Annotated in this window: 23 protein-coding genes; 14 read left to right on the top strand and 9 right to left on the bottom strand. The window is 58.4% G+C overall.

Annotated features, from left to right (window positions below; all coding sequences use genetic code 11):
* Positions 1-50 precede the first annotated feature (50 nt).
* From groL to HU739_RS23180, 4 genes are all read right to left on the bottom strand, one after another.
* On the bottom strand, positions 51-1697 hold the full coding sequence (gene groL, locus HU739_RS23165; RefSeq protein ID WP_186530161.1) for a chaperonin GroEL: 1647 nt from the start codon (positions 1695-1697) through the stop codon (positions 51-53).
* A 49-nt stretch (positions 1698-1746) separates the two neighbouring features.
* Entirely contained in the window at positions 1747-2040 is a 294-nt protein-coding gene (locus HU739_RS23170) for a co-chaperone GroES (protein ID WP_057723898.1), read from the bottom strand.
* 258 nt (positions 2041-2298) lie between these two features.
* Complete coding sequence (locus HU739_RS23175) at positions 2299-2775, bottom strand: FxsA family protein (RefSeq protein ID WP_090285827.1); 477 nt, start codon at positions 2773-2775, stop codon at positions 2299-2301.
* A gap of 71 nt (positions 2776-2846) precedes the next feature.
* Entirely contained in the window at positions 2847-3572 is a 726-nt protein-coding gene (locus tag HU739_RS23180; RefSeq protein WP_186550063.1) for a HugZ family pyridoxamine 5'-phosphate oxidase, read from the bottom strand.
* Between the two features lie 163 nt (positions 3573-3735).
* On the opposite strand from HU739_RS23180, the gene HU739_RS23185 reads away from it, so the two are divergent.
* Entirely contained in the window at positions 3736-4494 is a 759-nt protein-coding gene (locus HU739_RS23185; RefSeq protein WP_186550061.1) for an SDR family oxidoreductase, read from the top strand.
* 126 nt (positions 4495-4620) lie between these two features.
* On the opposite strand, the gene apbC is transcribed toward HU739_RS23185, so the two are convergent.
* Positions 4621-5715 carry an iron-sulfur cluster carrier protein ApbC gene (apbC, locus tag HU739_RS23190; RefSeq protein ID WP_186550059.1) on the bottom strand — a complete coding sequence of 365 codons (1095 nt, stop codon included), beginning with the start codon at positions 5713-5715 and terminating at the stop codon, positions 4621-4623.
* A gap of 318 nt (positions 5716-6033) precedes the next feature.
* Here apbC and metG point away from each other — a divergent pair, with 318 nt between their 5' ends.
* The 8 genes from metG (at position 6034) to HU739_RS23230 (ending at position 12862) form a co-directional block, all read left to right on the top strand.
* Entirely contained in the window at positions 6034-8085 is a 2052-nt protein-coding gene (gene metG / locus HU739_RS23195; RefSeq protein ID WP_186550056.1) for a methionine--tRNA ligase, read from the top strand.
* 130 nt (positions 8086-8215) lie between these two features.
* Positions 8216-8785, top strand: coding sequence for an electron transport complex protein RnfA (locus tag HU739_RS23200; RefSeq protein WP_186550054.1), 570 nt, complete (start codon positions 8216-8218; stop codon positions 8783-8785).
* The gene (gene rsxB, locus HU739_RS23205) at positions 8782-9789 is read left to right on the top strand and encodes an electron transport complex subunit RsxB (RefSeq protein ID WP_186550052.1); all 1008 of its coding nucleotides are present in this window, start codon (positions 8782-8784) and stop codon (positions 9787-9789) included. Before HU739_RS23200 ends, rsxB begins: the two co-directional genes overlap by 4 nt.
* Positions 9776-10759, top strand: a complete 984-nt coding sequence (locus HU739_RS23210; protein WP_186550050.1) for an RnfABCDGE type electron transport complex subunit D — start codon at positions 9776-9778, stop codon at positions 10757-10759. The genes rsxB and HU739_RS23210 overlap by 14 nt, the downstream gene beginning before the upstream one ends.
* The gene (locus HU739_RS23215) at positions 10756-11361 is read left to right on the top strand and encodes an RnfABCDGE type electron transport complex subunit G (protein WP_186550048.1); all 606 of its coding nucleotides are present in this window, start codon (positions 10756-10758) and stop codon (positions 11359-11361) included. Before HU739_RS23210 ends, HU739_RS23215 begins: the two co-directional genes overlap by 4 nt.
* Positions 11358-11939: an Rnf-Nqr domain containing protein gene (locus HU739_RS23220; protein ID WP_186550046.1), complete on the top strand. Its 582-nt coding sequence runs from the start codon at positions 11358-11360 to the stop codon at positions 11937-11939. Before HU739_RS23215 ends, HU739_RS23220 begins: the two co-directional genes overlap by 4 nt.
* Positions 11936-12574 carry an endonuclease III gene (nth, locus tag HU739_RS23225; protein ID WP_186550044.1) on the top strand — a complete coding sequence of 213 codons (639 nt, stop codon included), beginning with the start codon at positions 11936-11938 and terminating at the stop codon, positions 12572-12574. Before HU739_RS23220 ends, nth begins: the two co-directional genes overlap by 4 nt.
* 105 nt (positions 12575-12679) lie before the next feature.
* Entirely contained in the window at positions 12680-12862 is a 183-nt protein-coding gene (locus tag HU739_RS23230) for a PA3496 family putative envelope integrity protein (RefSeq protein ID WP_186550042.1), read from the top strand.
* Positions 12863-12951: 89 nt separating this feature from the next.
* On the opposite strand, the gene HU739_RS23235 is transcribed toward HU739_RS23230, so the two are convergent.
* A complete protein-coding gene (locus tag HU739_RS23235) occupies positions 12952-13578 on the bottom strand; it encodes a response regulator transcription factor (RefSeq protein ID WP_186550040.1) in 627 nt (208 codons plus the stop codon).
* A 472-nt stretch (positions 13579-14050) separates the two neighbouring features.
* Between HU739_RS23235 and HU739_RS23240 the strand changes: the two genes are divergently transcribed.
* Positions 14051-14767, top strand: coding sequence for a hypothetical protein (locus HU739_RS23240; RefSeq protein WP_186550038.1), 717 nt, complete (start codon positions 14051-14053; stop codon positions 14765-14767).
* Positions 14768-14893: 126 nt separating this feature from the next.
* On the opposite strand, the gene HU739_RS23245 is transcribed toward HU739_RS23240, so the two are convergent.
* Positions 14894-16111 (bottom strand): argininosuccinate synthase, encoded by a 1218-nt coding sequence (locus HU739_RS23245; RefSeq protein ID WP_007953201.1) that lies wholly within the window; start codon positions 16109-16111, stop codon positions 14894-14896.
* 129 nt (positions 16112-16240) lie between these two features.
* Entirely contained in the window at positions 16241-17155 is a 915-nt protein-coding gene (locus HU739_RS23250; RefSeq protein WP_186550036.1) for a flagellar protein MotY, read from the bottom strand.
* A gap of 160 nt (positions 17156-17315) precedes the next feature.
* Here HU739_RS23250 and pyrC point away from each other — a divergent pair, with 160 nt between their 5' ends.
* Together pyrC and rnt are read left to right on the top strand one after the other, a co-directional pair.
* The gene (pyrC, locus tag HU739_RS23255) at positions 17316-18362 is read left to right on the top strand and encodes a dihydroorotase (RefSeq protein ID WP_186550034.1); all 1047 of its coding nucleotides are present in this window, start codon (positions 17316-17318) and stop codon (positions 18360-18362) included.
* Positions 18359-19033 (top strand): ribonuclease T, encoded by a 675-nt coding sequence (gene rnt, locus HU739_RS23260; protein ID WP_186550032.1) that lies wholly within the window; start codon positions 18359-18361, stop codon positions 19031-19033. Before pyrC ends, rnt begins: the two co-directional genes overlap by 4 nt.
* 74 nt (positions 19034-19107) lie before the next feature.
* Here the strand turns inward: rnt and HU739_RS23265 are convergent, their stop codons facing one another.
* Entirely contained in the window at positions 19108-19710 is a 603-nt protein-coding gene (locus HU739_RS23265; RefSeq protein WP_186550030.1) for a peroxiredoxin, read from the bottom strand.
* Positions 19711-20022: 312 nt separating this feature from the next.
* Here HU739_RS23265 and HU739_RS23270 point away from each other — a divergent pair, with 312 nt between their 5' ends.
* Positions 20023-20241: a bacterioferritin-associated ferredoxin gene (locus tag HU739_RS23270; protein WP_003227725.1), complete on the top strand. Its 219-nt coding sequence runs from the start codon at positions 20023-20025 to the stop codon at positions 20239-20241.
* 200 nt (positions 20242-20441) lie between these two features.
* Complete coding sequence (gene bfr, locus HU739_RS23275; RefSeq protein ID WP_186550028.1) at positions 20442-20915, top strand: bacterioferritin; 474 nt, start codon at positions 20442-20444, stop codon at positions 20913-20915.
* The last annotated feature ends 96 nt before the right edge of the window (positions 20916-21011 follow it).

Here is a 21011-nt window from a genome sequence, read left to right on the forward strand (position 1 = left end):
CCCCGCCTGCTCGCGCAGGCGGGGTTTTGCGTTACAGGGCCAGGGCTGGCTTACATCATGCCGCCCATGCCACCCATGCCGCCCATGTCTGGCATACCGCCGCCAGCCGAGCCTTCTTTCTTCGGTGCATCAGCGATCGCCGCTTCAGTGGTCAGGATCAGACCGCCGATGGAGGATGCTGCCTGCAGCGCCGAACGAGTCACCTTGGTTGGGTCCAGGATGCCCAGTTCGATCATGTCGCCGTATTCGCCGGAAGCGGCGTTGTAACCGTAGTTACCTTTGCCGTTCTTCACTTCGTTAACGACAACACTTGGCTCGTCACCGGAGTTGGCAGCGATCTGACGCAGCGGCGCTTCAACCGCGCGACGCAGCACAGCGATGCCGACGTTCTGGTCAGCGTTGTCGCCGGTCAGACCGGTCAAGGCTTCCAGAGCACGGATCAGCGCAACGCCACCGCCAGGCACCACGCCTTCTTCAACGGCTGCACGGGTTGCGTGCAGGGCGTCTTCAACGCGGGCTTTCTTCTCTTTCATTTCAACTTCGGAACCGGCGCCAACCTTGATCACTGCAACGCCGCCGGACAGCTTGGCCAGACGCTCTTGCAGTTTTTCACGGTCGTAGTCCGAGGAAGTTTCGGCAACCTGGGCGCGGATCTGAGCGATACGGCCTTCGATGTCTGCCTGCACGCCAGCACCGTCAACGATGATGGTGTTTTCCTTGGAGATGGTCACGCGCTTGGCGCTACCCAGGTTTTCCAGGGTGGCGCTTTCGAGGCTCAGGCCGATCTCTTCGGAGATGACAGTACCGCCGGTCAGAACAGCGATGTCCTGCAGCATGGCCTTGCGACGGTCGCCGAAGCCTGGAGCCTTGACGGCCGCGACTTTGACGATGCCACGCATGTTGTTCACGACCAGCGTCGCCAAGGCTTCGCCTTCAACGTCTTCGGAAACGATCAGCAGCGGACGGCCGGCTTTGGCAACGGCTTCCAGTACTGGCAGCATTTCACGGATGTTGGAGATCTTTTTGTCGACCAGCAGGATCAGCGGGCTGTCCAGCTCGGCAACCATGGTGTCTGGCTTGTTGACGAAGTACGGCGACAGGTAGCCACGGTCGAACTGCATGCCTTCTACAACCGACAGTTCGTTTTCCAGGCCCGAGCCTTCTTCAACGGTGATCACGCCTTCTTTGCCGACTTTTTCCATGGCTTCGGCAATGATGTCGCCGATGGAGCTGTCGGAGTTGGCAGAGATGGTGCCTACCTGAGCAATAGCCTTGGTGTCAGCGCATGGCTTGGACAGTTTTTTCAGCTCGGCAACGATGGCGATGGTTGCCTTGTCGATGCCGCGCTTCAGATCCATTGGGTTCATGCCGGCAGCGACGGCCTTGTAGCCCTCGTTGACGATTGCCTGAGCCAGAACGGTAGCGGTGGTGGTGCCGTCGCCTGCGTCATCGTTGGCACGGGAGGCAACGTCTTTGACCAGCTGCGCGCCCATGTTTTCGAAACGGTCTTCCAGTTCGATTTCTTTTGCTACGGAAACGCCATCCTTGGTGATGGTCGGAGCGCCGAAGCTTTTCTCGATGATCACGTTACGGCCTTTCGGGCCCAGGGTCGCTTTTACCGCGTCAGCCAGAACGTTGACGCCTTTGAGCATCTTGGAGCGGGCGGAATCGCCGAATTTAACTTCTTTAGCAGCCATGATCGATATTCCTTAAATACTTTGTAGTAACGGGAAAATGAACGGGAAATCAGTCTTCCAGAACGGCGAGAATTTCGTTCTCGCTCATTACCAGCAGGTCTTCGCCGTCGACTTTCACAGTGTTGCTGCCGGAGTAAGGGCCGAAAACAACCTTGTCACCCACTTTCACGGCCAGCGCACGTACTTCACCGTTTTCCAGTGCCTTGCCTGGACCCGCAGCCAGAATCACACCGTGGTTGGCTTTTTCAGCAGCCGAACCTGGCAGGACGATACCGCCAGCGGTTTTCTTTTCTTCTTCGCTGCGACGGATAACGACGCGGTCATGCAGAGGACGAAGCTTCATTGTCGATCTCTCCTAATTGTGGTTTTCATCGGCCGGTGTAGTCCCGGCGGGTTTAACGAATCCGGCCTGCGCCGGTTGCGGTCCGTCGAGCGAACCGCGCAAGTCTGTCCGGTTTGAATACCGGAAACCTTTCGGTGACCGATACATAGGGGCGTACAAGCCGATTACAAGGGCTGACGGAAAAAATTTTTCATTGCGGCAGCGTAAAAAAGTGCCCAAACGAACACGGCACCCGAAGGTGCCGTGTCGATGCAGAGGTTACTTGTGGTCGCGGTGTTCGAACTCGCCTTCGATCACATTCGGCTCGCGTCCCAGCGGCTCGCGCGGCGCAGGACCGCCACGCGGTTGCAGGTCGTCGGCAAAGGCGCGTTGGCGCATGGCCTGGTCTTCGGCGCGCTGGCGCATTTTGTTTGCCAGCAGACGACGGGTGAACGGCAACAGCATCACCAGACCCACCACATCGCTGATGAAACCCGGAATGATCAACAGGCCACCGGCCAGTGCCAGCATCAGGCCTTCGAGCATGGTTTGTGCGGGCAGTTCGCCGCGGTTCAGGCTTTCACGGGCACGCAGTGCCGTGGCCAGACCGGCGATGCGCAACACAAACACACCGAACATCGAGCCGACAATGATCAGCAGCAGGGCCGGGAAAAACCCGATCGCCCCTGCCACTTTGACGAATACGAACAGCTCCAGCACTGGAAACAGCAGAAAGAGCAACAGAAAAGGGCGCATCAAAGTTTCCTCAACGCAAGAAATGCCTTGCAGTAAGCCTTAGATGACGTCGCCCTTGCGTGAATTCAAGCTTAATCTGCCGTATTTTTTGGCCAGGATGCGGCGTGAGCCAGAGAAACCAAGGCCTCGCGTACTTGTGTCGGCGTATTACATGGCGCTGCGAAGGGCAACCAATACAGCGCCTGACCAATGCGCACGTGCATACCCTCACTGTCGATCCCGGCCAGTTGCGCCGGCACGGTACTCGGCAACCCGGCGAGTTCGACGTAATGGGCGATGGCCTTGGCGTGGTCACTGTTCATGTGCTCGACCATGCTGATCTCAGCCTTGCCGACGAACGGATTGGCCAGGGTCAGATCCTCAACCCAGTGGATCGCACCGAAACCGCCGATGTAGCGGTGACGCACCGGGTTGAGCACCCAGAAATCAAAGTCATGGGCCTTGTGATAGTTCTGCGAATCCGGGAAGTAACGGTAATAACGCTCGGCGGCGGCGTCGATGGTGGCAGGATCTTCCAGCTTTTGCGCTTCGGCCAAATAGGTCAGACGCCCGACAGCCTGCACGTCGTCGGCTTCACGTTCGCCGACCAGCATCGAACATTTCGGGTCTTTTTGCAGATTGTGCGTGTGCTGGGCAATGCGGCTGATCAGGATCAGCGGACGGCCCTGCTCGTCCAGGCAATACGGCACAACGGAGCCAAACGGAAATCCCGGCATCGACTTGGAGTGGGTCGACAGCACTCCGCGGTATTCCTTGAGAAGCAATTCTCGGGCATTCTTCGCCACTTCAACGCTCAATTTATGACTCCTTAAATGGATTCCGTCTAGAAAACGGACAGGCGCGCGGATAAAAGTAACCGGCACGCATCGCGCAATGTTCACGGGCATCCTGGCCTGGACCGGTGCCGAGCGAGCGTTGCCGACAACAAAAACAACTCAGACCTGCCAGCGAGACATGCGAATGCAACTCAACGACAAAGTAATCATTATCACCGGCGGTTGCCAGGGTTTGGGCCGTTCCATGGCTGAGTATTTCGCCGGCAAAGGCGCGAAACTGGCCTTGGTCGATCTGAACCAGGAAAAACTCGACGCCGCCGTGGCCGCCTGCAAAGCCAAGGGTGTCGAAGCGCGCAGTTACCTGTGCAACGTCGCCAATGAAGAGCAGGTCGAGCACATGGTTGCTCAGGTCGCCGCCGATTTCGGCGCGATTCACGGTCTGATCAACAATGCCGGCATCCTGCGCGATGGCCTGCTGTTGAAGGTCAAGGATGGCGAAATGACCAAGATGAGCCTGGCCCAGTGGCAGGCGGTGATCGACGTCAACCTGACCGGCGTTTTCCTCTGCACCCGTGAGGTGGCGGCGAAGATGGTCGAGTTGAAGAATAGCGGCGCGATCATCAACATTTCGTCCATTTCTCGTGCGGGCAATGTTGGCCAGACCAACTATTCCGCAGCCAAGGCCGGCGTGGCGGCGGCGACCGTGACCTGGGCGAAAGAACTGGCGCGCTACGGCATTCGGGTGGCGGGCATTGCACCAGGTTTCATCGAAACAGAAATGACGCTGGGGATGAAGCCGGAAGCGCTGGAAAAGATGACTTCGGGGATTCCGCTCAAGCGCATGGGCAGGCCGGAAGAGATCGCCCATTCGGCCGCATACATCTTCGAAAACGACTATTACACCGGGCGGATTCTGGAGATGGATGGCGGGTTGCGCATCTAACCGACGATACAAAACAACTGTGGGAGCGGGCTTGCTCGCGAACGCGTTGGGTCAGACAACTAATCAGTTGAATGACACACCGCGTTCGCGAGCAAGCCCGCTCCCACATTTTTATCCAGCGTTTGTTTAATCGTCGCTGATGGTGATATTCGGCATCGCCGGCGTTGCCGCTTCCTGCAACACAATGCGCGCGCCAACGTGGCGGGCCAGTTCCTGATAGACCATGGCAATCTGGCTGTCCGGCTCGGCGATCACCGTAGGTTTGCCACCGTCGGCCTGCTCACGGATCAGCATCGACAGTGGTAGCGAGGCCAGCAATTCGACGCCGTACTGGGTCGCCAGTTTCTCACCGCCGCCTTCACCGAACAAATGCTCGGCATGGCCGCAGTTCGAGCAGATGTGCACCGCCATGTTTTCCACCACGCCCAGCACCGGAATGTTGACCTTGCGGAACATTTCCACGCCTTTGCGCGCGTCGAGCAGCGCCAGGTCCTGCGGCGTGGTGACGATCACCGCGCCCGCCACCGGGACTTTCTGCGCCAGGGTCAGTTGGATATCACCGGTGCCCGGCGGCATGTCGATCACCAGATAGTCCAGGTCGCCCCACGCGGTTTGTGTGACCAGTTGCAGCAACGCCCCGGAAACCATCGGCCCGCGCCAGACCATCGGCGTGTTGTCGTCGGTCAGGAACGCCATGGACATGACTTCCACGCCATGGGCCTTGAGTGGCACGAACCACTTCTGATCCTTGACCTCCGGGCGGGTGCGCTCGGGAATGCCGAACATGATGCCCTGGCTCGGGCCGTAGATATCGGCGTCGAGAATGCCCACCTTCGCGCCTTCGCGGGCCAGCGCCAGCGCGAGGTTGGCGGCGGTGGTCGATTTGCCCACGCCGCCCTTGCCGGACGCCACCGCGACCACGTTCTTGACGTTGGCCAGCCCCGGAATCTGCGCCTGGGCCTTGTGCGCGGCGATCACGCTGGTCACTTCGACGCGAGCAATCACCACGCCTTCGATGTTTTCAATGGCCAGTTGCAGAAGTTGCGCCCAACCGCTCTTGAACAGGCCGGCGGCATAACCGATTTCCATCTGCACATTGACGCGATCACCGACGATCTCGATGTTTTTCACACAACCGGCGCTGACCGGGTCCTGGTTCAGGTAGGGGTCGGTGTATTGGCTGAGGACGGCTTCCACCGCTGCGCGAGTGACGGCGCTCATGGGCAACTCCGATAACAAGACTGGAAAAGATGACGGCTATCCTACGCTGGAGACCGATCTGAGGCGAACAGATTACCCGAGCTGGAAAGCCATTGTGGCGAGGGGATTTATCCCCGTTCGGCTGCGCAGCAGTCGCCAATTCATGCACACGGTATGACTGTTACGCCGAGAAAGCAGGTTTTGGGGCGGCTTCGCCACCCAGCGGGGATAAATCCCCTCGCCACAAGAGCTCTCAAAGTACCCAGCGGCACAGGGGTGAAAAATATGCGCCGGCGCTTTATAGTGGCCGACCTCCGTTTCATCAAGTAGCGAAGCCCCATGTCCGAGCCACGCAAGATCCTCGTCACCAGCGCCCTGCCCTACGCCAACGGTTCGATCCACCTTGGCCACATGCTGGAATACATCCAGACCGATATGTGGGTGCGCTTCCAGAAGCATCGCGGCAACCAATGCATTTATGTCTGCGCCGACGACGCCCACGGTTCGGCGATCATGCTGCGTGCGGAAAAGGAAGGCATCACCCCTGAACAACTGATCGCCAACGTGCAGGCTGAACACAGCGCCGACTTTGCCGACTTCCTGGTCGACTTCGACAACTTCCACTCCACTCACGCCGAAGAAAACCGTGAGCTGTCGAGCCAGATCTACCTCAAGCTGCGTGACGCCGGGCACATCGCCCAGCGCTCGATCACCCAGTATTTCGACCCGGAAAAGAAAATGTTCCTGGCCGATCGCTTCATCAAGGGCACCTGCCCGAAATGCGGCACTGAAGACCAGTACGGCGACAACTGCGAAAAATGCGGTGCAACCTACGCACCGACCGACCTGAAGGATCCGAAGTCGGCGATCTCCGGCGCCACCCCGGTGCTCAAGGATTCCCAGCACTTCTTCTTCAAGCTGCCGGACTTCCAGGAAATGCTGCAGGCCTGGACTCGCAGCGGCACCCTGCAAGACGCTGTCGCCAACAAGCTGTCCGAATGGCTGGATGCCGGCCTGCAACAGTGGGACATTTCTCGCGACGCGCCATACTTCGGTTTCGAGATTCCGGGCGAACCGGGCAAGTATTTCTACGTGTGGCTGGACGCGCCGATCGGCTACATGGCCAGCTTCAAGAACCTCTGTGATCGCACGCCGGAGCTGGACTTCGACGCGTTCTGGGGCAAGGACTCGACCGCCGAGCTGTACCATTTCATCGGCAAGGACATCGTCAACTTCCACGCGCTGTTCTGGCCAGCGATGCTCGAAGGCGCGGGCTTCCGCAAGCCGACCGCAATCAACGTGCACGGCTACCTGACCGTCAACGGCCAGAAGATGTCCAAGTCGCGCGGCACCTTCATCAAGGCCCGGACGTATCTGGATCACCTGTCGCCGGAATACCTGCGCTACTACTACGCGGCCAAACTGGGCCGTGGCGTCGACGATCTGGACCTGAACCTCGAAGACTTCGTGCAGAAGGTCAACTCCGACCTGGTCGGCAAAGTGGTCAACATCGCCAGCCGTTGCGCCGGCTTTATCCACAAGGGCAACGCCGGGCTGCTGGTCGACAACAATGCCGCGCCGGAGCTGACCGAGGCCTTCCTCGCCGCCGCGCCCGGCATTGCCGACGCTTATGAAGCCCGCGATTTCGCCCGTGCCATGCGCGAAACCATGGCCCTGGCCGACCGCGCCAATGCGTGGATCGCCGACAAGGCACCGTGGTCGCTGAACAAGCAGGAAGGCAAACAGGATGAAGTCCAGGCGATCTGCGCCACCGGCATCAACCTGTTCCGCCAGTTGGTGATTTTCCTCAAACCGGTACTGCCGCTGCTGGCCGCCGATGCCGAGGCGTTCCTCAACGTCGCACCGCTGACCTGGAACGACCACACCACCTTGCTGGCCAACCATCAGCTCAACGAATTCAAACCGTTGATGACCCGCATCGACCCGGTAAAAGTACAAGCCATGACCGACGCCTCGAAAGAAGACCTGACCGCCAGCCAGACTGACACCGGCGCCGCCGCACCTGCGGGCAACGGCGAGCTGGCCAAGGATCCGCTGTCGCCGGAGATCGACTTCGACGCATTCGCCGCCATCGACCTGCGCGTGGCGCTGATCGTCAAGGCCGAACACGTTGAGGGCGCCGACAAGCTGCTGCGTCTGACCCTCGATATCGGCGACGAACAACGCAACGTATTCTCCGGGATCAAGAGCGCTTATCCGGATCCGTCGAAACTCGACGGTCGCCTGACCATGATGATCGCCAACCTCAAGCCACGAAAAATGAAGTTCGGCATTTCCGAAGGCATGGTGATGGCGGCAGGCCCTGGCGGTGAAGAAATCTACCTGCTGAGCCCGGACAGCGGCGCCAAGCCAGGTCAACGCATCAAGTAAGACCTTGCGGTAAATCGATCCCACCGGCGTGCCCCGCATGCCGGTGGGATTTTTCATATCTGGCCGGGCCACCCTGGCGCCCGGATAATGCCTAACCTTACGAGACACCCGCCCGTTTGCCGGCAGAACCATGACCGAACTTGTGCTTACGCTTATCAGTGCTGCGCTGCTCAACAACCTGGTGTTGCACTGGCCGCTGGGCGTCGACCCGCTGTTGGCGAGCAGTCGTCGCCAGGTGCATGCGTTGGGGCTGGCGACGCTGTGTCTGATGGTGATTGTCGGTGTCATCGGTTACGCGGTCTGGCATTGGCTGCTCGTGCCACTGCAACTGCAAGCCTTGCGCCTGTTCGTGTTCCTGCCGTTAAGCGTGTTACTGATTGCGCCGCTGGTGAAGCGGCTGGCGCGTTGGCTGCCAAACCTGCCATTCGATGGGCTATGGCCGCTGTTGCTGGGCAATGCCGGTGTGCTTGGGCTGGCACTGATCAATGCCCAAATCGATAAAGGCCTGCTGCACGCGACAGCACTGAGCCTCGGTGCCGGACTCGGCTTCTGGCTGGTGCTTGGCCTGTTCAACGATTTACGCGAACGCAGCGCCGACAACGATATCCCCCTGCCCTTTCGCGGCCTGCCGATCGATCTGATCGGGGCCGGACTGATCGCAGTGATTTTTCTCGGATTCAGTGGACTGATCAAAACATGAGTCTGATTCAGCGCATCGACGCCCTTTTGCCGCAGACCCAGTGCGGTAAATGCGGCCACCCGGGATGCAAACCGTACGCGCAAGGCATCGCCGACGGCGAGCCGATCAACAAGTGCCCTCCGGGGGGTGACGAAACCATCGCGGCCCTGGCCGAGTTGTTGAAAGTGCCGGTGCTGGAACTGGACGTCAGCCGCGGCGCGGCGCCACCGCAAGTGGCGTATATCCGCGAAGCTGAATGCATCGGCTGCACCAAGTGCATTCAGGCTTGCCCGATCGACGCCATCGTCGGCGCAGCAAAACTGATGCACACCGTATTGATTGATGAGTGCACCGGCTGCGACTTGTGTGTAGCGCCCTGCCCCGTCGATTGCATCGAAATGCGCCCTTTGCCACCCACAGCATTGCCGGTCACCGGGGGCCTGGCCTTCAGCCTCGACGAGCAACGCGCACGCAATGCCAAACGCGATCATGCCCGCCAGCGCTTCGAGCGGCGCAACGCGCGCCTGCAACGCGAGGAACAGCAAAAGCAGGCTGAGCGCGAAGCCCGGGCCAGACGCGCAGTCCAGCCGCAAGTCTCGACGGCGGATCCCGTGCAGGCGGCACTGGAGCGGGTGCGAGCGCAAAAAACCGCAAACGCAGACGCCGCGTTGAAAAAAGCCAAAATCGACGTGGCGATGAGCCGTGCGCAACTGCACAAGTCGCTGAAAGCGTTCGGCCACCCGCCGACATTCGAACAACAGTCGCAACTGATCGTGCTGCAACAACAGTTCGAAGCAGCCGAACAGGCACTGGTTGCACTCGAACGCGCGGCTGTGCCGGCTCCGGCAGCAACCCCGGCCCCGGCGGCAGACGCGGAGCTGAAGCGAGCGAAGATTCAACTGGCCATGCGCCGCGCCGAACTTAAAAAAGCCCAGGCAGCAGAAGCGCCACCGGAACAGATCGCCACGCTGGAACAAGCGCTACGCGACGCCGAACGTCTGGTGCAAGACCATGCTGCCCCTTGAGTCCACGGATGATCGCCTGCCGCAGGCGATGAAACGAGTGCTGCTCGCCGTCGTTCCGGGATTGTTGGTCTTGTTCTGGGTGTATGGCTGGGGGGTATTGATTAACCTGGCCCTTTGCATCACCACCGGTTTGTTCGTCGAGGCAGCGGTGATAAAGCTGCGCGGTCAGGCCATGCGGGCCACGCTGAGCGATGGCAGCGCGTTGGTCAGCGCAACATTGCTGGCCGCCGCGTTGCCGCCCTATTGCCCTTGGTGGCTGACCGTGACGGCGATGGCTGCCGGCTTGTTGTTCGGCAAACACCTGTACGGCGGCCTCGGGAAGAACCCGTTCAACCCGGCGATGCTCGGTTTCGCTCTGGCGATCGTGCTGTTCCCGCAGCCGATGACCCAGTGGCCTGCCCAGGGCATGGATCTGTTCAGCGCCCTGCAACAGGTGTTCGCTTCGTCGCAAGCGCCGGACGCGTGGGTGCAGGCCACCGTGCTGGACGCTTTGCGCATCAACAAAAGCCTGACCATGGACGAGCTGTTCGCCGGACATCCCGCGTTCGGTCATTTCGCCGGGCGCGGGGTGGAGTGGGTGAATCTGGCGTTTCTTGCCGGTGGTCTGTTTTTGCTCCAGCGCCGAGTGTTCGGCTGGCACGCGCCGCTGGGCATGCTTGCCAGCCTGACGCTGATCAGCCTGTTTTGCTGGAACGGCTCCGGGTCGGATTCAAATGGCTCACCGCTGTTCCATCTGCTGAGCGGCGCCACCATGCTCGGCGCCTTTTTCATCATTACCGAACCGGTGTCCGGTGCCAAAAGTGCCCTTGCCCGCCTGCTGTTCGGCATCGGCGTCGGCCTGCTGACCTACTTGATCCGTACATGGGGCGGCTACCCTGACGGTGTCGCGTTTGCAGTGCTGCTGATGAATTTGTGTGTTCCGACGCTGGAGCGGTTTGCCGCCAAGCGGCAAACGCAGGTTGCCCCATGAGCCGTACGAAAAATGTCCTGACGGTGGGTTTACTGGCTATCGCCGGAATGAGCGTGACGTATCTGTTACAGCGCAGCAGCGCGCCGCAGATTGCCGCCGAACAGCGTCTGATCGACAGCCGCAAGCTGCTCGATGTGCTGCCCGCCGAGCGCTACGACAATCAACCGCTGGAACAACCACTGACACTGGTCGACACGGCCTTGCTCCACAGCAAATTGACAGCCGGCTATCGTGCGACCAAGGCTGGGCTGCCGGTTGCGGTGCTGTTACGCAGTCAGACCCAAGGCTACGCGGGCCCGCTTGAATTGCTGATCGCTATCGATTCCACCGGCAGGCTGATGGGCGTAAAGACGCTCAAACACACCGAAACACCGGCCCTCGGTGGTCCTGTCGGTGACAGGCCGAATGCCTGGCTACAGATGTTTACCGGCAAATCGCTCACTGCCCCCCCGGACGCAGACTGGGCGCTGAAAAAAGATCAGGGACAGTTTGATCAGATGGCCGGGGCGACCATCACTTCCCGCGCTACCCTTGAGGCCATCCGTGATGCGCTGCGTTACTTCGACGCGCATCGGTCGGCGTTGCTGGAGAACGGCACATGAACGCAGCGGCAACCTCGGCAAGCGCCTTGATGCTGGTGCCGTTGCTCGGCGCTACCGGCTCTCTGGGCGCGGCGTTCGGGACCACCCTGTTATTTTTTACAGTGCTCATCAGCTATGGCGTGTGCATGTCGGCTTTGCGGTCGCGCCTGACGCAGGCAAGCGCAGTGCTGGCAAGCGTGGTACTCGCGGCCACAATCACCAGCTGTGCCGAGATCATTGCGCAGCGCTGGTTTCTGCCCTGGTATCAGACCTCGGCCCTCTATGCGGGGTTGATCGCCTGGCAATGCGTGGTGCTGGAACACAGCGGTTTCTTTCGCTATCCGCTGGCCGTGCGCTGCAGACGCTGCGGTCTGTTCGCCAGCCTGATGCTGCTGCTTGCCGGGCTGCGTGAAGTCATCGGACGCGGCAGTCTGGGTCAGGGCTTGTTTGAACACTGGCATGGCCTGGTTGTATTCAGCGAGGGGCTGCATCTGTTCACGCTGGTTCCCGGCGCCTTTATAGTGTTGGGGCTGTTGTTGGCGGCCCGTCAGGCGATGACTCGCCCGCACTCTGTTACCAAGGAAAAGCATCATCTATGAATGCCGCAAAACGTCTTGAGATCTTTCGCCGCCTGCACGAAGACAATCCCGAACCGAAGACCGAACTGGCCTACTCATCGCCTTTCGAACTGTTGATCGCGGTGATTCTTTCGGCGCAATCAACCGACGTGGGCGTCAACAAGGCCACTGCAAAACTGTTCCCGGTGGCCAATACCCCCGCGGCGATCTACGCCTTGGGTGTCGAAGGCTTGTCCGAGTACATCAAGACCATTGGCCTGTATAACAGCAAAGCAAAAAACGTCATTGAAACCTGCCGTTTGCTGGTTGAGCGCCACAACAGTGAAGTCCCGCAGACCCGCGAAGAACTTGAAGCCCTGCCCGGCGTAGGACGCAAGACCGCCAATGTGGTGCTCAACACCGCGTTTCGCCAGTTGACCATGGCGGTCGACACGCACATTTTCCGCGTCAGCAATCGCACCGGCATTGCACCGGGCAAGAATGTGGTCGAGGTGGAAAAGAAACTGATGAAGTTTGTACCCAAAGAATTCCTGCTTGATTCCCACCACTGGCTGATCCTGCACGGTCGTTACGTCTGCCTGGCGCGCAAACCGCGGTGTGGCAGCTGCCGCATCGAGGATCTGTGCGAATACAAAGCCAAAACCTCGGACGATTGAGCGTTATCAGGTTTTTGCACCCATCGATTGAAAAAATCTTTTTTACCCGCCGCAGTATTGTCGATATAAGGGGCGCCAAAGGCAGTCTTAGCCGGGAGTTAGCCGATGAGTACCGACAAAGAACAATTGGATGTAGACGAAGATTTTGTCGTCGCGGACGCGGACGACGTGGAACCTGTAGCGGTCGAGGTGGCGAAAACCAACCTGAGCAAACGTCGCACCATCGATAACCTGCTGGAGGAGCGCCGATTGCAACGGCAATTGGCCGATTACGATTTTGACCTCTGAGTTTTAAAAGCCTCCCGACCCGGAGGCTTTTTACTTTCTACGACTAGCTGAATGCGATCGGCCCATGACCCTGTCAGCTATGCGCGTACTCAAACAAGTCCGTTGCGTTGTGCAAGTTCGATCAGATCAACCAGCGAGCGGGCGTTGAGCTTCAATAACAAGCGGGTTTTATACGTACTCACCGTCTTGTTACTCAAAAACATGCCGTCGGCGATTTCCTTGTTGGTTTTACCCCGCGCCAACTGTTGCAACACCATCATCTCCCGTCCGGAAAGACGATCGACCATGTCGGCTTCACTGGCATTGCCCAAGCTGGTACGCACGGTATGCAGCGCCTGATTGGGAAAATAACTGTAGCCAGAGAGAACCGCCTTGATGGCGCTAAGCAGTTCAGTCAGATCCTGCTGTTTACAGACATATCCCGCCGCGCCTGATTGCATGCAGCGCATCGAAAAATGTCCCGGCGCCTGCGAGGTCAGAACCAGGACTTTAATAGGCATGGCGGTGGACGTCAGACGCGCAATAACTTCCAAGCCATCAAGTTTCGGTATTCCTATATCCAGAATGACAATATCCGGCATTTGTTCGCGAGCAATCTGCAAGGCATCGACACCATTGTCAGTTTCTGCAATGACTTCGTAGCCATGCCGTTCCATCAGCATACGCACTGCAAGCCGAATGACGGGGTGGTCATCCACGATCAGCACTTTATTCATGGGCAGGTCCAGTTTTCGCGGTTCGATTTTTTAGAACACGCACAATATCCCAGTCACTTGACCTATGGCATGCCAAGTCTGACACGCACTTACATCGCGAGACATTCCCTACACCGATTGAGGATAATTCCCACAAAAATTCGCTTTGTTTATCGGACAGTACCCGCTTCACACCGAAGGAATACATCCGCTTGCAATTCGTAACAACTTCCGCACGCGATTTTGAAACCTCTTGCACGGGTGCCATGGCTTATCGAATCCGCTGGCCTGCGGCGCAACCGCCACCGGCCACCCTGAAACTCCGCCCCCCGCTTTCCCATGAACACTGGTTCAGCCGAAACTTTAAAAAAACCTGAAACAACAGCCCGATACTTAAATATGTTCTTTTGCTATAAATAGAAATACCCAGGAAGAACACCAAACTGCAATAAATTGACAGCACATACATACTTTACGAGAGCAAGAACAAAACATGACCACATTAAAAATTAAAAACAAAATAACCAACCCCATGACCGTCATTGCCATCTTCGCGGTCATATCGGAAACATCAGCAGCGGTATCCCTGCCGTTCCTCGATCATCATGACCGTGCAATCTATGTCTGGTTTCTGATCAGTTTCCCTTTTTACTTGCTGTTCCTGTTCTTCATCACTCTAAACTTCAACCACCGCTCGCTCTATTCACCTTCTGACTTTTGCAACGACAAAAATTTCTTGAAGGCCATCGATAACAATGAACGCGACAACAAAGGATCTACAATCGGCCTCCCGACCGCCCGGCACTGTACATTCAAAGTAACCAGCCGCATCGTGCCCGCGAAAACCGATAACACTCAATGCAAGGAAGCATACGAAACGCATAACTCGCTTGATCCACCGACAAACCTCGCTCCCGGCAGCAGTCCGGTCTTACATCACGATATCCGGCTGCCCGCCGCCGTCAGCCATCTGCATATCATTGATGCGCGAGAGGTTGATGTTTCGAGAGAAGTCGACATCCTGCTGGATAAAATTCGACACACCGACAAAAAAACTGCCCATGCCATCGTGTTTCTGTCCAGTCAGGCGTCGGATGTTTCGCGGATGCGGCAGGCAATGCGGCACATCAAGCACACGAAGAAAGGCTCACCCCTCTGCATTATTTATAACTTGCCGTCGCAAACACTGACATTGCTGGGGCGGGAATGAAGCGTTACCCGCTCGCTCGATCGCTGAAAGAACCTGCACCATGGCGGCCCGATCAAAAATTTTGTAAAAAAAACGGCCTCGTCTTGCGACACGGCCGTTTTTTCATTGCGCGTCAGTCTGAGTCACTCAGAACAGCTTGCGGCCCTTGTTGGCAGCAATGCGCATGCGCAGCGCATTGAGCTTGATGAAGCCCGCTGCGTCAGCCTGATTGTAAGCACCGCCGTCTTCTTCGAAGGTTGCGATATTGGCATCGAACAGCGAATCGTCGGACTTGCGGCCGGTCACGATGACGTTGCCTTTATACAGCTTCAGGCGCACCACGCCGTTCACGTTGACCTGCGAAGCGTCAATCATCTGTTGCAGCATCAGACGCTCCGGGCTCCACCAGTAACCGGTGTAGATCAGACTGGCGTACTTCGGCATCAGCTCATCCTTGAGGTGAGCGACTTCGCGGTCCAGAGTGATCGACTCGATGGCGCGGTGAGCGCGCAGCATGATCGTGCCGCCCGGGGTTTCGTAGCAGCCACGGGACTTCATGCCGACGTAACGGTTTTCGACAATGTCCAGACGGCCGATGCCATGCTCGCCACCGATCTTGTTCAGCGTCGCCAGTACGGTGGCCGGGGTCATTTCGACGCCGTCCAGCGCCACGATGTCGCCGTTGCGGTAGGTCAGTTCCAGGTATTGCGGGGTGTCGGGAGCTTTCTCCGGGGAGACGGTCCAGCGCCACATGTCTTCTTCGTGCTCGGTCCAGGTGTCTTCCAGCACGCCGCCTTCATAGGAGATGTGCAGCAGGTTGGCATCCATCGAGTATGGGGATTTTTTCTTGCCGTGGCGTTCGATCGGGATCGCGTGCTTCTCGGCGTAGTCCATCAGCTTCTCGCGCGACAGCAGGTCCCACTCGCGCCACGGCGCAATGACTTTCACGCCTGGCTTGAGTGCGTAGGCACCCAGTTCGAAACGCACCTGGTCGTTGCCCTTGCCGGTGGCGCCATGGGAAATGGCGTCGGCGCCGGTTTCGTTGGCGATTTCGATCAGGCGCTTGGCGATCAGCGGACGTGCGATGGACGTACCCAGCAGGTACTCACCTTCGTAAACGGTGTTGGCGCGGAACATCGGGAACACGAAATCACGCACGAATTCTTCGCGCAGGTCGTCGATGTAGATTTCTTTGACGCCCATGGCCTGGGCCTTGGCGCGGGCCGGCTCGACCTCTTCGCCTTGACCGAGATCAGCGGTGAAGGTCACCACTTCACAGTTATAAGTATCCTGCAGCCACTTGAGGATCACCGAAGTGTCCAGGCCGCCGGAATACGCCAGAACGACCTTGTTTACGTCCGCCATGCCATCACTCCACGGGGTTCTACGGAAAGCCGGGGAGTCTACCGCTCAAACGCGATAATTTACAGAGGCGCGACAGCTTAAGACGACAAAGCGACAGAATGTTTCGAGAGCGCGACGATGACTGGCGAGTCAGGAAGTCGCTGCGGTGCTGGCCGGCGTGCTCGCTTGCGGTGCAGGAACCGGGGCCGTTGTCGGTGCCACGCGCGCCAGTTTGACATTGACCCGACGGTTCTTCGCGCGATTGGCCTTATTGGTGTTCGGCACAATGGGGTATTGCTCGCCATGGAAGCGCACGGTGATCTGTGATTCCTGGATGCCGTTGGCCTTGAAGAAATCGACCACCGCCAGCGCCCGGCGGCGCGACAACTCACGATTGGTCAACCGATTGCCGCTGTTGTCGGAATGGCCGTCGAGTTCGATGTGATTGACCGTCGGGTCGGCCTTCATATAGTCGAGCATGACTTGCAGCTTGGCCTTGGCGGCCGGGTCCAGGTCAACGCCTTCGCCGGGAAAACCGATCTGCGATTGCTTGATCTGATCAAAATTCTGCGGCAGCAACTTCGCCACACAGGTCTGGTAATCGTTGAACGCTTTGCTGAATTTGACCGGAAGCAGACGTACTTCCGAAACACGGCCATCGCCAGACGCGCGGCGCACTACCGGACTGCGACCATCCAGCAATCCACTGATCAAGCCGCCGGCCTGCGATTGCGAGCTGTTGAACAGTACGTTGCCACTGCCCAGCCTGACGCTGCCCAGATTGATGTCGCCGCGCCCCGGCTGCCACGGTGCAGCGGCAGCCAGCAGCGTTGCCGACCCGCCGCCGAGCATGGCGTTGTAAGCGTTGAGACGAAAGATCGCCTGCTCGCCGGCCTTGCGCACGAATTCGCCCGAGCCGAAATCAGTGATCGGCTGGGTCAGACGGCATTCGAACTTGTCGCCGGCGACCGTCCACTCAATGCTCTCCAGACGAGTCTGGTACGTCAGCGCCATCGCGGGAAGGCTGGCAAACACACTGAGCAGGGCTAAATAACGCTGGCGCACGGGAGGCTCCATTGGCTTGTGAAACACAAACACCGATTCACACAATGTTTACGGCATACCTTCGGGATATCGGACGCTGGCGGCAAAACTTGATAGCGAGTGCCTGCAAGAGTCTTTTCCGGTAGCATTCGCCTCAGTTTGACCCGCCTGGAATCCCCTCATGTCCGACCGCCTGACCCTGCTGCGTCCCGACGACTGGCACATTCATCTTCGCGATGGTGCCGTGTTGACCAATACCGTTGCCGATGTTGCGCGCACCTTCGGTCGCGCCATCATCATGCCCAACCTGGTACCGCCGGTGCGCAACGCCGCTGAAGCCGACGGCTACCGTCAGCGCATTCTCGCTGCCCGCCCGGCCGGCAGTCGCTTTGAGCCGCTGATGGTGCTGTACCTCACCGACCGCACCCAGCCCGAAGAAATTCGTGAAGCCAAGGCCAGCGGTTTCGTGCACGCCGCCAAGCTGTACCCGGCCGGTGCGACCACCAACTCCGATTCCGGTGTCACCAGCATCGACAAGATCTTTGCGGTGCTCGAGGCCATGGCCGAAGTCGGCATGCCGCTGTTGATCCACGGCGAAGTCACGCGCGGCGATGTCGACGTCTTCGACCGCGAAAAAATCTTTATCGATGAGCACATGCGCCGTGTCGTCGAGCGCTTCCCGACGCTGAAAGTGGTGTTCGAACACATCACCACTGGCGACGCCGTGCAGTTCGTCAACGAGGCATCGGCCAATGTCGGCGCGACCATCACCGCACATCATCTGCTCTACAACCGCAACCACATGCTGGTAGGCGGAATTCGGCCGCACTTCTACTGCCTGCCGATTCTCAAGCGCAATACGCACCAGGAAGCCCTGCTCGACGCCGCCACCAGCGGCAGCGCAAAGTTTTTCCTCGGCACCGACTCGGCACCGCACGCGCAGCACGCCAAGGAAGCCGCTTGCGGCTGCGCCGGCTGCTACACCGCCTATGCTGCCATCGAGTTGTATGCCGAAGCGTTCGAACAGCGTAATGCGCTGGACAAGCTCGAAGCCTTCGCCAGTCTCAACGGCCCGCGCTTTTACGGCCTGCCGGCGAACACCGATCGCATCACCCTGGTTCGTGACGAATGGACCGCCCCGACCAGCCTGCCGTTTGGCGAGCTGACCGTTATCCCGCTGCGCGCCGGTGAAAAACTGCGCTGGCGCCTGCTGGAGGAACACGCGTGAGTGAAGACCATTTCGACGACGAACTGGACGGTCAGAGTGGCGGCGGCCCGCGTCATCCCATGGCAGCACGTTTCCGTGGTTACCTGCCGGTGGTCGTCGACGTAGAAACCGGTGGTTTCAACGCGGCCACCGATGCCTTGCTGGAAATTGCCGCAACCACCGTCGCCATGGATGAAAAGGGTTTCGTTTATCCAGACCACACCTATTTCTTCCGTGTCGAGCCATTCGAAGGCGCCAACGTTGAAGCGGCGGCTCTGGAATTTACCGGCATCAAGCTCGATCACCCGCTGCGCATGGCCGTCAGTGAAGAAACCGCGCTGACCGATATTTTCCGCGGCATTCGCAAGGCGTTGAAGGCCAACGGCTGCAAGCGTGCGATTCTGGTCGGGCACAACAGCAGTTTCGACCTGGGCTTCCTTAACGCGGCGGTTGCGCGGCTGGACATGAAGCGCAACCCGTTCCACCCGTTTTCCAGTTTCGATACCGCGACGCTCGCCGGTCTGGCCTATGGGCAAACCGTGCTGGCGAAAGCCTGTCAGGCCGCCGGCATCGATTTTGACGGTCGTGAGGCGCACTCGGCGCGTTACGACACCGAGAAAACCGCTGAGCTGTTCTGCGGCATCGTCAACCGCTGGAAGCAGATGGGCGGCTGGGAAGATTTCGACGACTGAACGAGGTCGGACAAATCCCGCGCGTAAAAAAACCGGCTCACTGAGCCGGTTTTTTTGTGCCTCGACGTTGCGCCTTACAGGCCGGCAGCGTTCTCGGTCAGGTACTTGGCAACGCCTTCTGGCGAAGCGTCCATGCCTTTGTCGCCTTTTTTCCAGTTGGCAGGGCAGACTTCGCCGTGCTCTTCGTGGAATTGCAGCGCGTCGACCAGACGGATCAGCTCTTCCATGTTACGGCCCAGTGGCAGGTCGTTGATGATCTGCGAGCGAACCACGCCTTTGTCGTCGATCAGGAAGGCGCCACGGAACGCTACGCCGCCTTCGGATTCAACGTCGTACGCCTTGGCGATGTCGTGCTTCATGTCGGCAGCCATGGTGTATTTCACCTGGCCGATGCCGCCATTGTTCACAGGGGTGTTGCGCCACGCGTTGTGGGTGAAGTGCGAGTCGATCGACACGGCGATCACTTCAACGTTGCGTGCCTTGAAGTCTTCCATGCGGTTGTCCAGAGCGATCAGCTCGGACGGGCAGACGAAGGTGAAGTCCAGCGGGTAGAAGAACACCAGGCCGTATTTGCCTTTGATGGCCGACGACAGGGTGAAGCTGTCAACGATCTCGCCATTGCCGAGTACGGCCGGGACGGTGAAGTCAGGGGCTTGTTTGCCTACGAGTACGCTCATTGATATCTCCTGGTGTAAAGACTTGAAGTTCAGGGTCCGGGCCAGCCTGTCACCCTCAGGCGACAGCCCTGTGACACGAACCCTCTTCGCAAGGGACCAACATCATACACTGCGTATTTGCGCTGTCCTCAACGGTTTTTCCCGGTCTGGCTCATCACCCGGCATTTATGCGCAAGACAAACGGCGAACCATTACCGTTCGTCAGCCTCAGGCCATTTAGCGTGGGAAGCATTCAGAAAGCACTTTGACAATCATTCTCGTTAACATTAAGATCCATCGCAATTGAGTCACAACCAGCGACGGTTCTTACTTATGTATGTTTGCCTCTGCACTGGCGTCACCGACGGACAGATCCGCGAAGCGATCTATGAAGGTTGCTGCAGCTACAAAGAAGTTCGCCAGGCCACCGGCGTCGCCAGCCAGTGTGGCAAATGCGCCTGCCTTGCCAAGGAAGTGGTGCGCGAAACCCTGACCAAGCTGCAAACCGCCCAGGCCGCGATCCCCTACCCGGTAGAATTTACTGCCGCGTAAATCCCCCATTTTCCAAGAACCGGACTTATGTCCGGTTTTTTTATGCCTGAAAATCAATTGCTTAGACGCTAGACGCGGAACACAAACATTCTTATTCCGATTAATTTTCATTTATTATTCAATAACTTAGGTTTGACACTTATAAACACGAAGCTCAAACTCTGCTCTATATACGGTTATTACAGGGCAGGACTCCGATCATGAAAGGCGACATTACAGTCATCCAGCATCTCAACAAGATCCTTGCCAATGAGCTGGTCGCGATCAATCAATACTTTCTGCATGCGCGCATGTATGAAGATTGGGGCCTGAACAAGCTCGGCAAGCATGAGTACAAAGAATCCATCGACGAGATGAAGCACGCGGACAAGCTCATCAAGCGCATCCTTTTCCTCGAAGGCCTGCCGAACGTGCAGGATCTGGGCAAGCTGCATATCGGCGAGCACACCCGCGAAATGCTCGAGTGCGACCTGCGTATCGAGAAGACCGGCCACGCTGATCTGAAAGTGGCGATCGCACATTGCGAATCCGTCGGCGACTTCGGTAGCCGTGAACTGCTTGAGGACATTCTCGAGTCCGAGGAAGAACACATCGACTGGCTGGAAACCCAACTGGGCCTGATCGACAAGATTGGCCTGGAAAACTACCTTCAGTCGCAGATGGGCGAAGAGTGATCTGACATTTGCCAGATCCGAGACACTAAAAAGCCCCGCCCTCTTTCGAGGAGCGGGGCTTTTTATTGGCTGGTGCAATTCAAGCAACACCACAAT

It is taken from the genome of Pseudomonas hamedanensis, assembly GCF_014268595.2.
Classification (GTDB): Bacteria; Pseudomonadota; Gammaproteobacteria; order Pseudomonadales; family Pseudomonadaceae; genus Aquipseudomonas; species Aquipseudomonas hamedanensis.

What these genes read in the sequence shown, in the direction of transcription:
- groL (WP_186530161.1), bottom strand. Translation starts at nt 1,697, where the DNA reads ATGGCTGCTAAAGAAGTTAAATTCGGCGATTCCGCCCGCTCCAAGATG.
- HU739_RS23170 (WP_057723898.1), bottom strand. Translation starts at nt 2,040, where the DNA reads ATGAAGCTTCGTCCTCTGCATGACCGCGTCGTTATCCGTCGCAGCGAA.
- HU739_RS23175 (WP_090285827.1), bottom strand. Translation starts at nt 2,775, where the DNA reads ATGCGCCCTTTTCTGTTGCTCTTTCTGCTGTTTCCAGTGCTGGAGCTG.
- HU739_RS23185 (WP_186550061.1), top strand. Translation starts at nt 3,736, where the DNA reads ATGCAACTCAACGACAAAGTAATCATTATCACCGGCGGTTGCCAGGGT.
- apbC (WP_186550059.1), bottom strand. Translation starts at nt 5,715, where the DNA reads ATGAGCGCCGTCACTCGCGCAGCGGTGGAAGCCGTCCTCAGCCAATAC.
- metG (WP_186550056.1), top strand. Translation starts at nt 6,034, where the DNA reads ATGTCCGAGCCACGCAAGATCCTCGTCACCAGCGCCCTGCCCTACGCC.
- HU739_RS23200 (WP_186550054.1), top strand. Translation starts at nt 8,216, where the DNA reads ATGACCGAACTTGTGCTTACGCTTATCAGTGCTGCGCTGCTCAACAAC.
- rsxB (WP_186550052.1), top strand. Translation starts at nt 8,782, where the DNA reads ATGAGTCTGATTCAGCGCATCGACGCCCTTTTGCCGCAGACCCAGTGC.
- HU739_RS23210 (WP_186550050.1), top strand. Translation starts at nt 9,776, where the DNA reads ATGCTGCCCCTTGAGTCCACGGATGATCGCCTGCCGCAGGCGATGAAA.
- HU739_RS23215 (WP_186550048.1), top strand. Translation starts at nt 10,756, where the DNA reads ATGAGCCGTACGAAAAATGTCCTGACGGTGGGTTTACTGGCTATCGCC.
- HU739_RS23220 (WP_186550046.1), top strand. Translation starts at nt 11,358, where the DNA reads ATGAACGCAGCGGCAACCTCGGCAAGCGCCTTGATGCTGGTGCCGTTG.
- nth (WP_186550044.1), top strand. Translation starts at nt 11,936, where the DNA reads ATGAATGCCGCAAAACGTCTTGAGATCTTTCGCCGCCTGCACGAAGAC.
- HU739_RS23230 (WP_186550042.1), top strand. Translation starts at nt 12,680, where the DNA reads ATGAGTACCGACAAAGAACAATTGGATGTAGACGAAGATTTTGTCGTC.
- HU739_RS23235 (WP_186550040.1), bottom strand. Translation starts at nt 13,578, where the DNA reads ATGAATAAAGTGCTGATCGTGGATGACCACCCCGTCATTCGGCTTGCA.
- HU739_RS23240 (WP_186550038.1), top strand. Translation starts at nt 14,051, where the DNA reads ATGACCACATTAAAAATTAAAAACAAAATAACCAACCCCATGACCGTC.
- HU739_RS23245 (WP_007953201.1), bottom strand. Translation starts at nt 16,111, where the DNA reads ATGGCGGACGTAAACAAGGTCGTTCTGGCGTATTCCGGCGGCCTGGAC.
- pyrC (WP_186550034.1), top strand. Translation starts at nt 17,316, where the DNA reads ATGTCCGACCGCCTGACCCTGCTGCGTCCCGACGACTGGCACATTCAT.
- HU739_RS23265 (WP_186550030.1), bottom strand. Translation starts at nt 19,710, where the DNA reads ATGAGCGTACTCGTAGGCAAACAAGCCCCTGACTTCACCGTCCCGGCC.
- HU739_RS23270 (WP_003227725.1), top strand. Translation starts at nt 20,023, where the DNA reads ATGTATGTTTGCCTCTGCACTGGCGTCACCGACGGACAGATCCGCGAA.
- bfr (WP_186550028.1), top strand. Translation starts at nt 20,442, where the DNA reads ATGAAAGGCGACATTACAGTCATCCAGCATCTCAACAAGATCCTTGCC.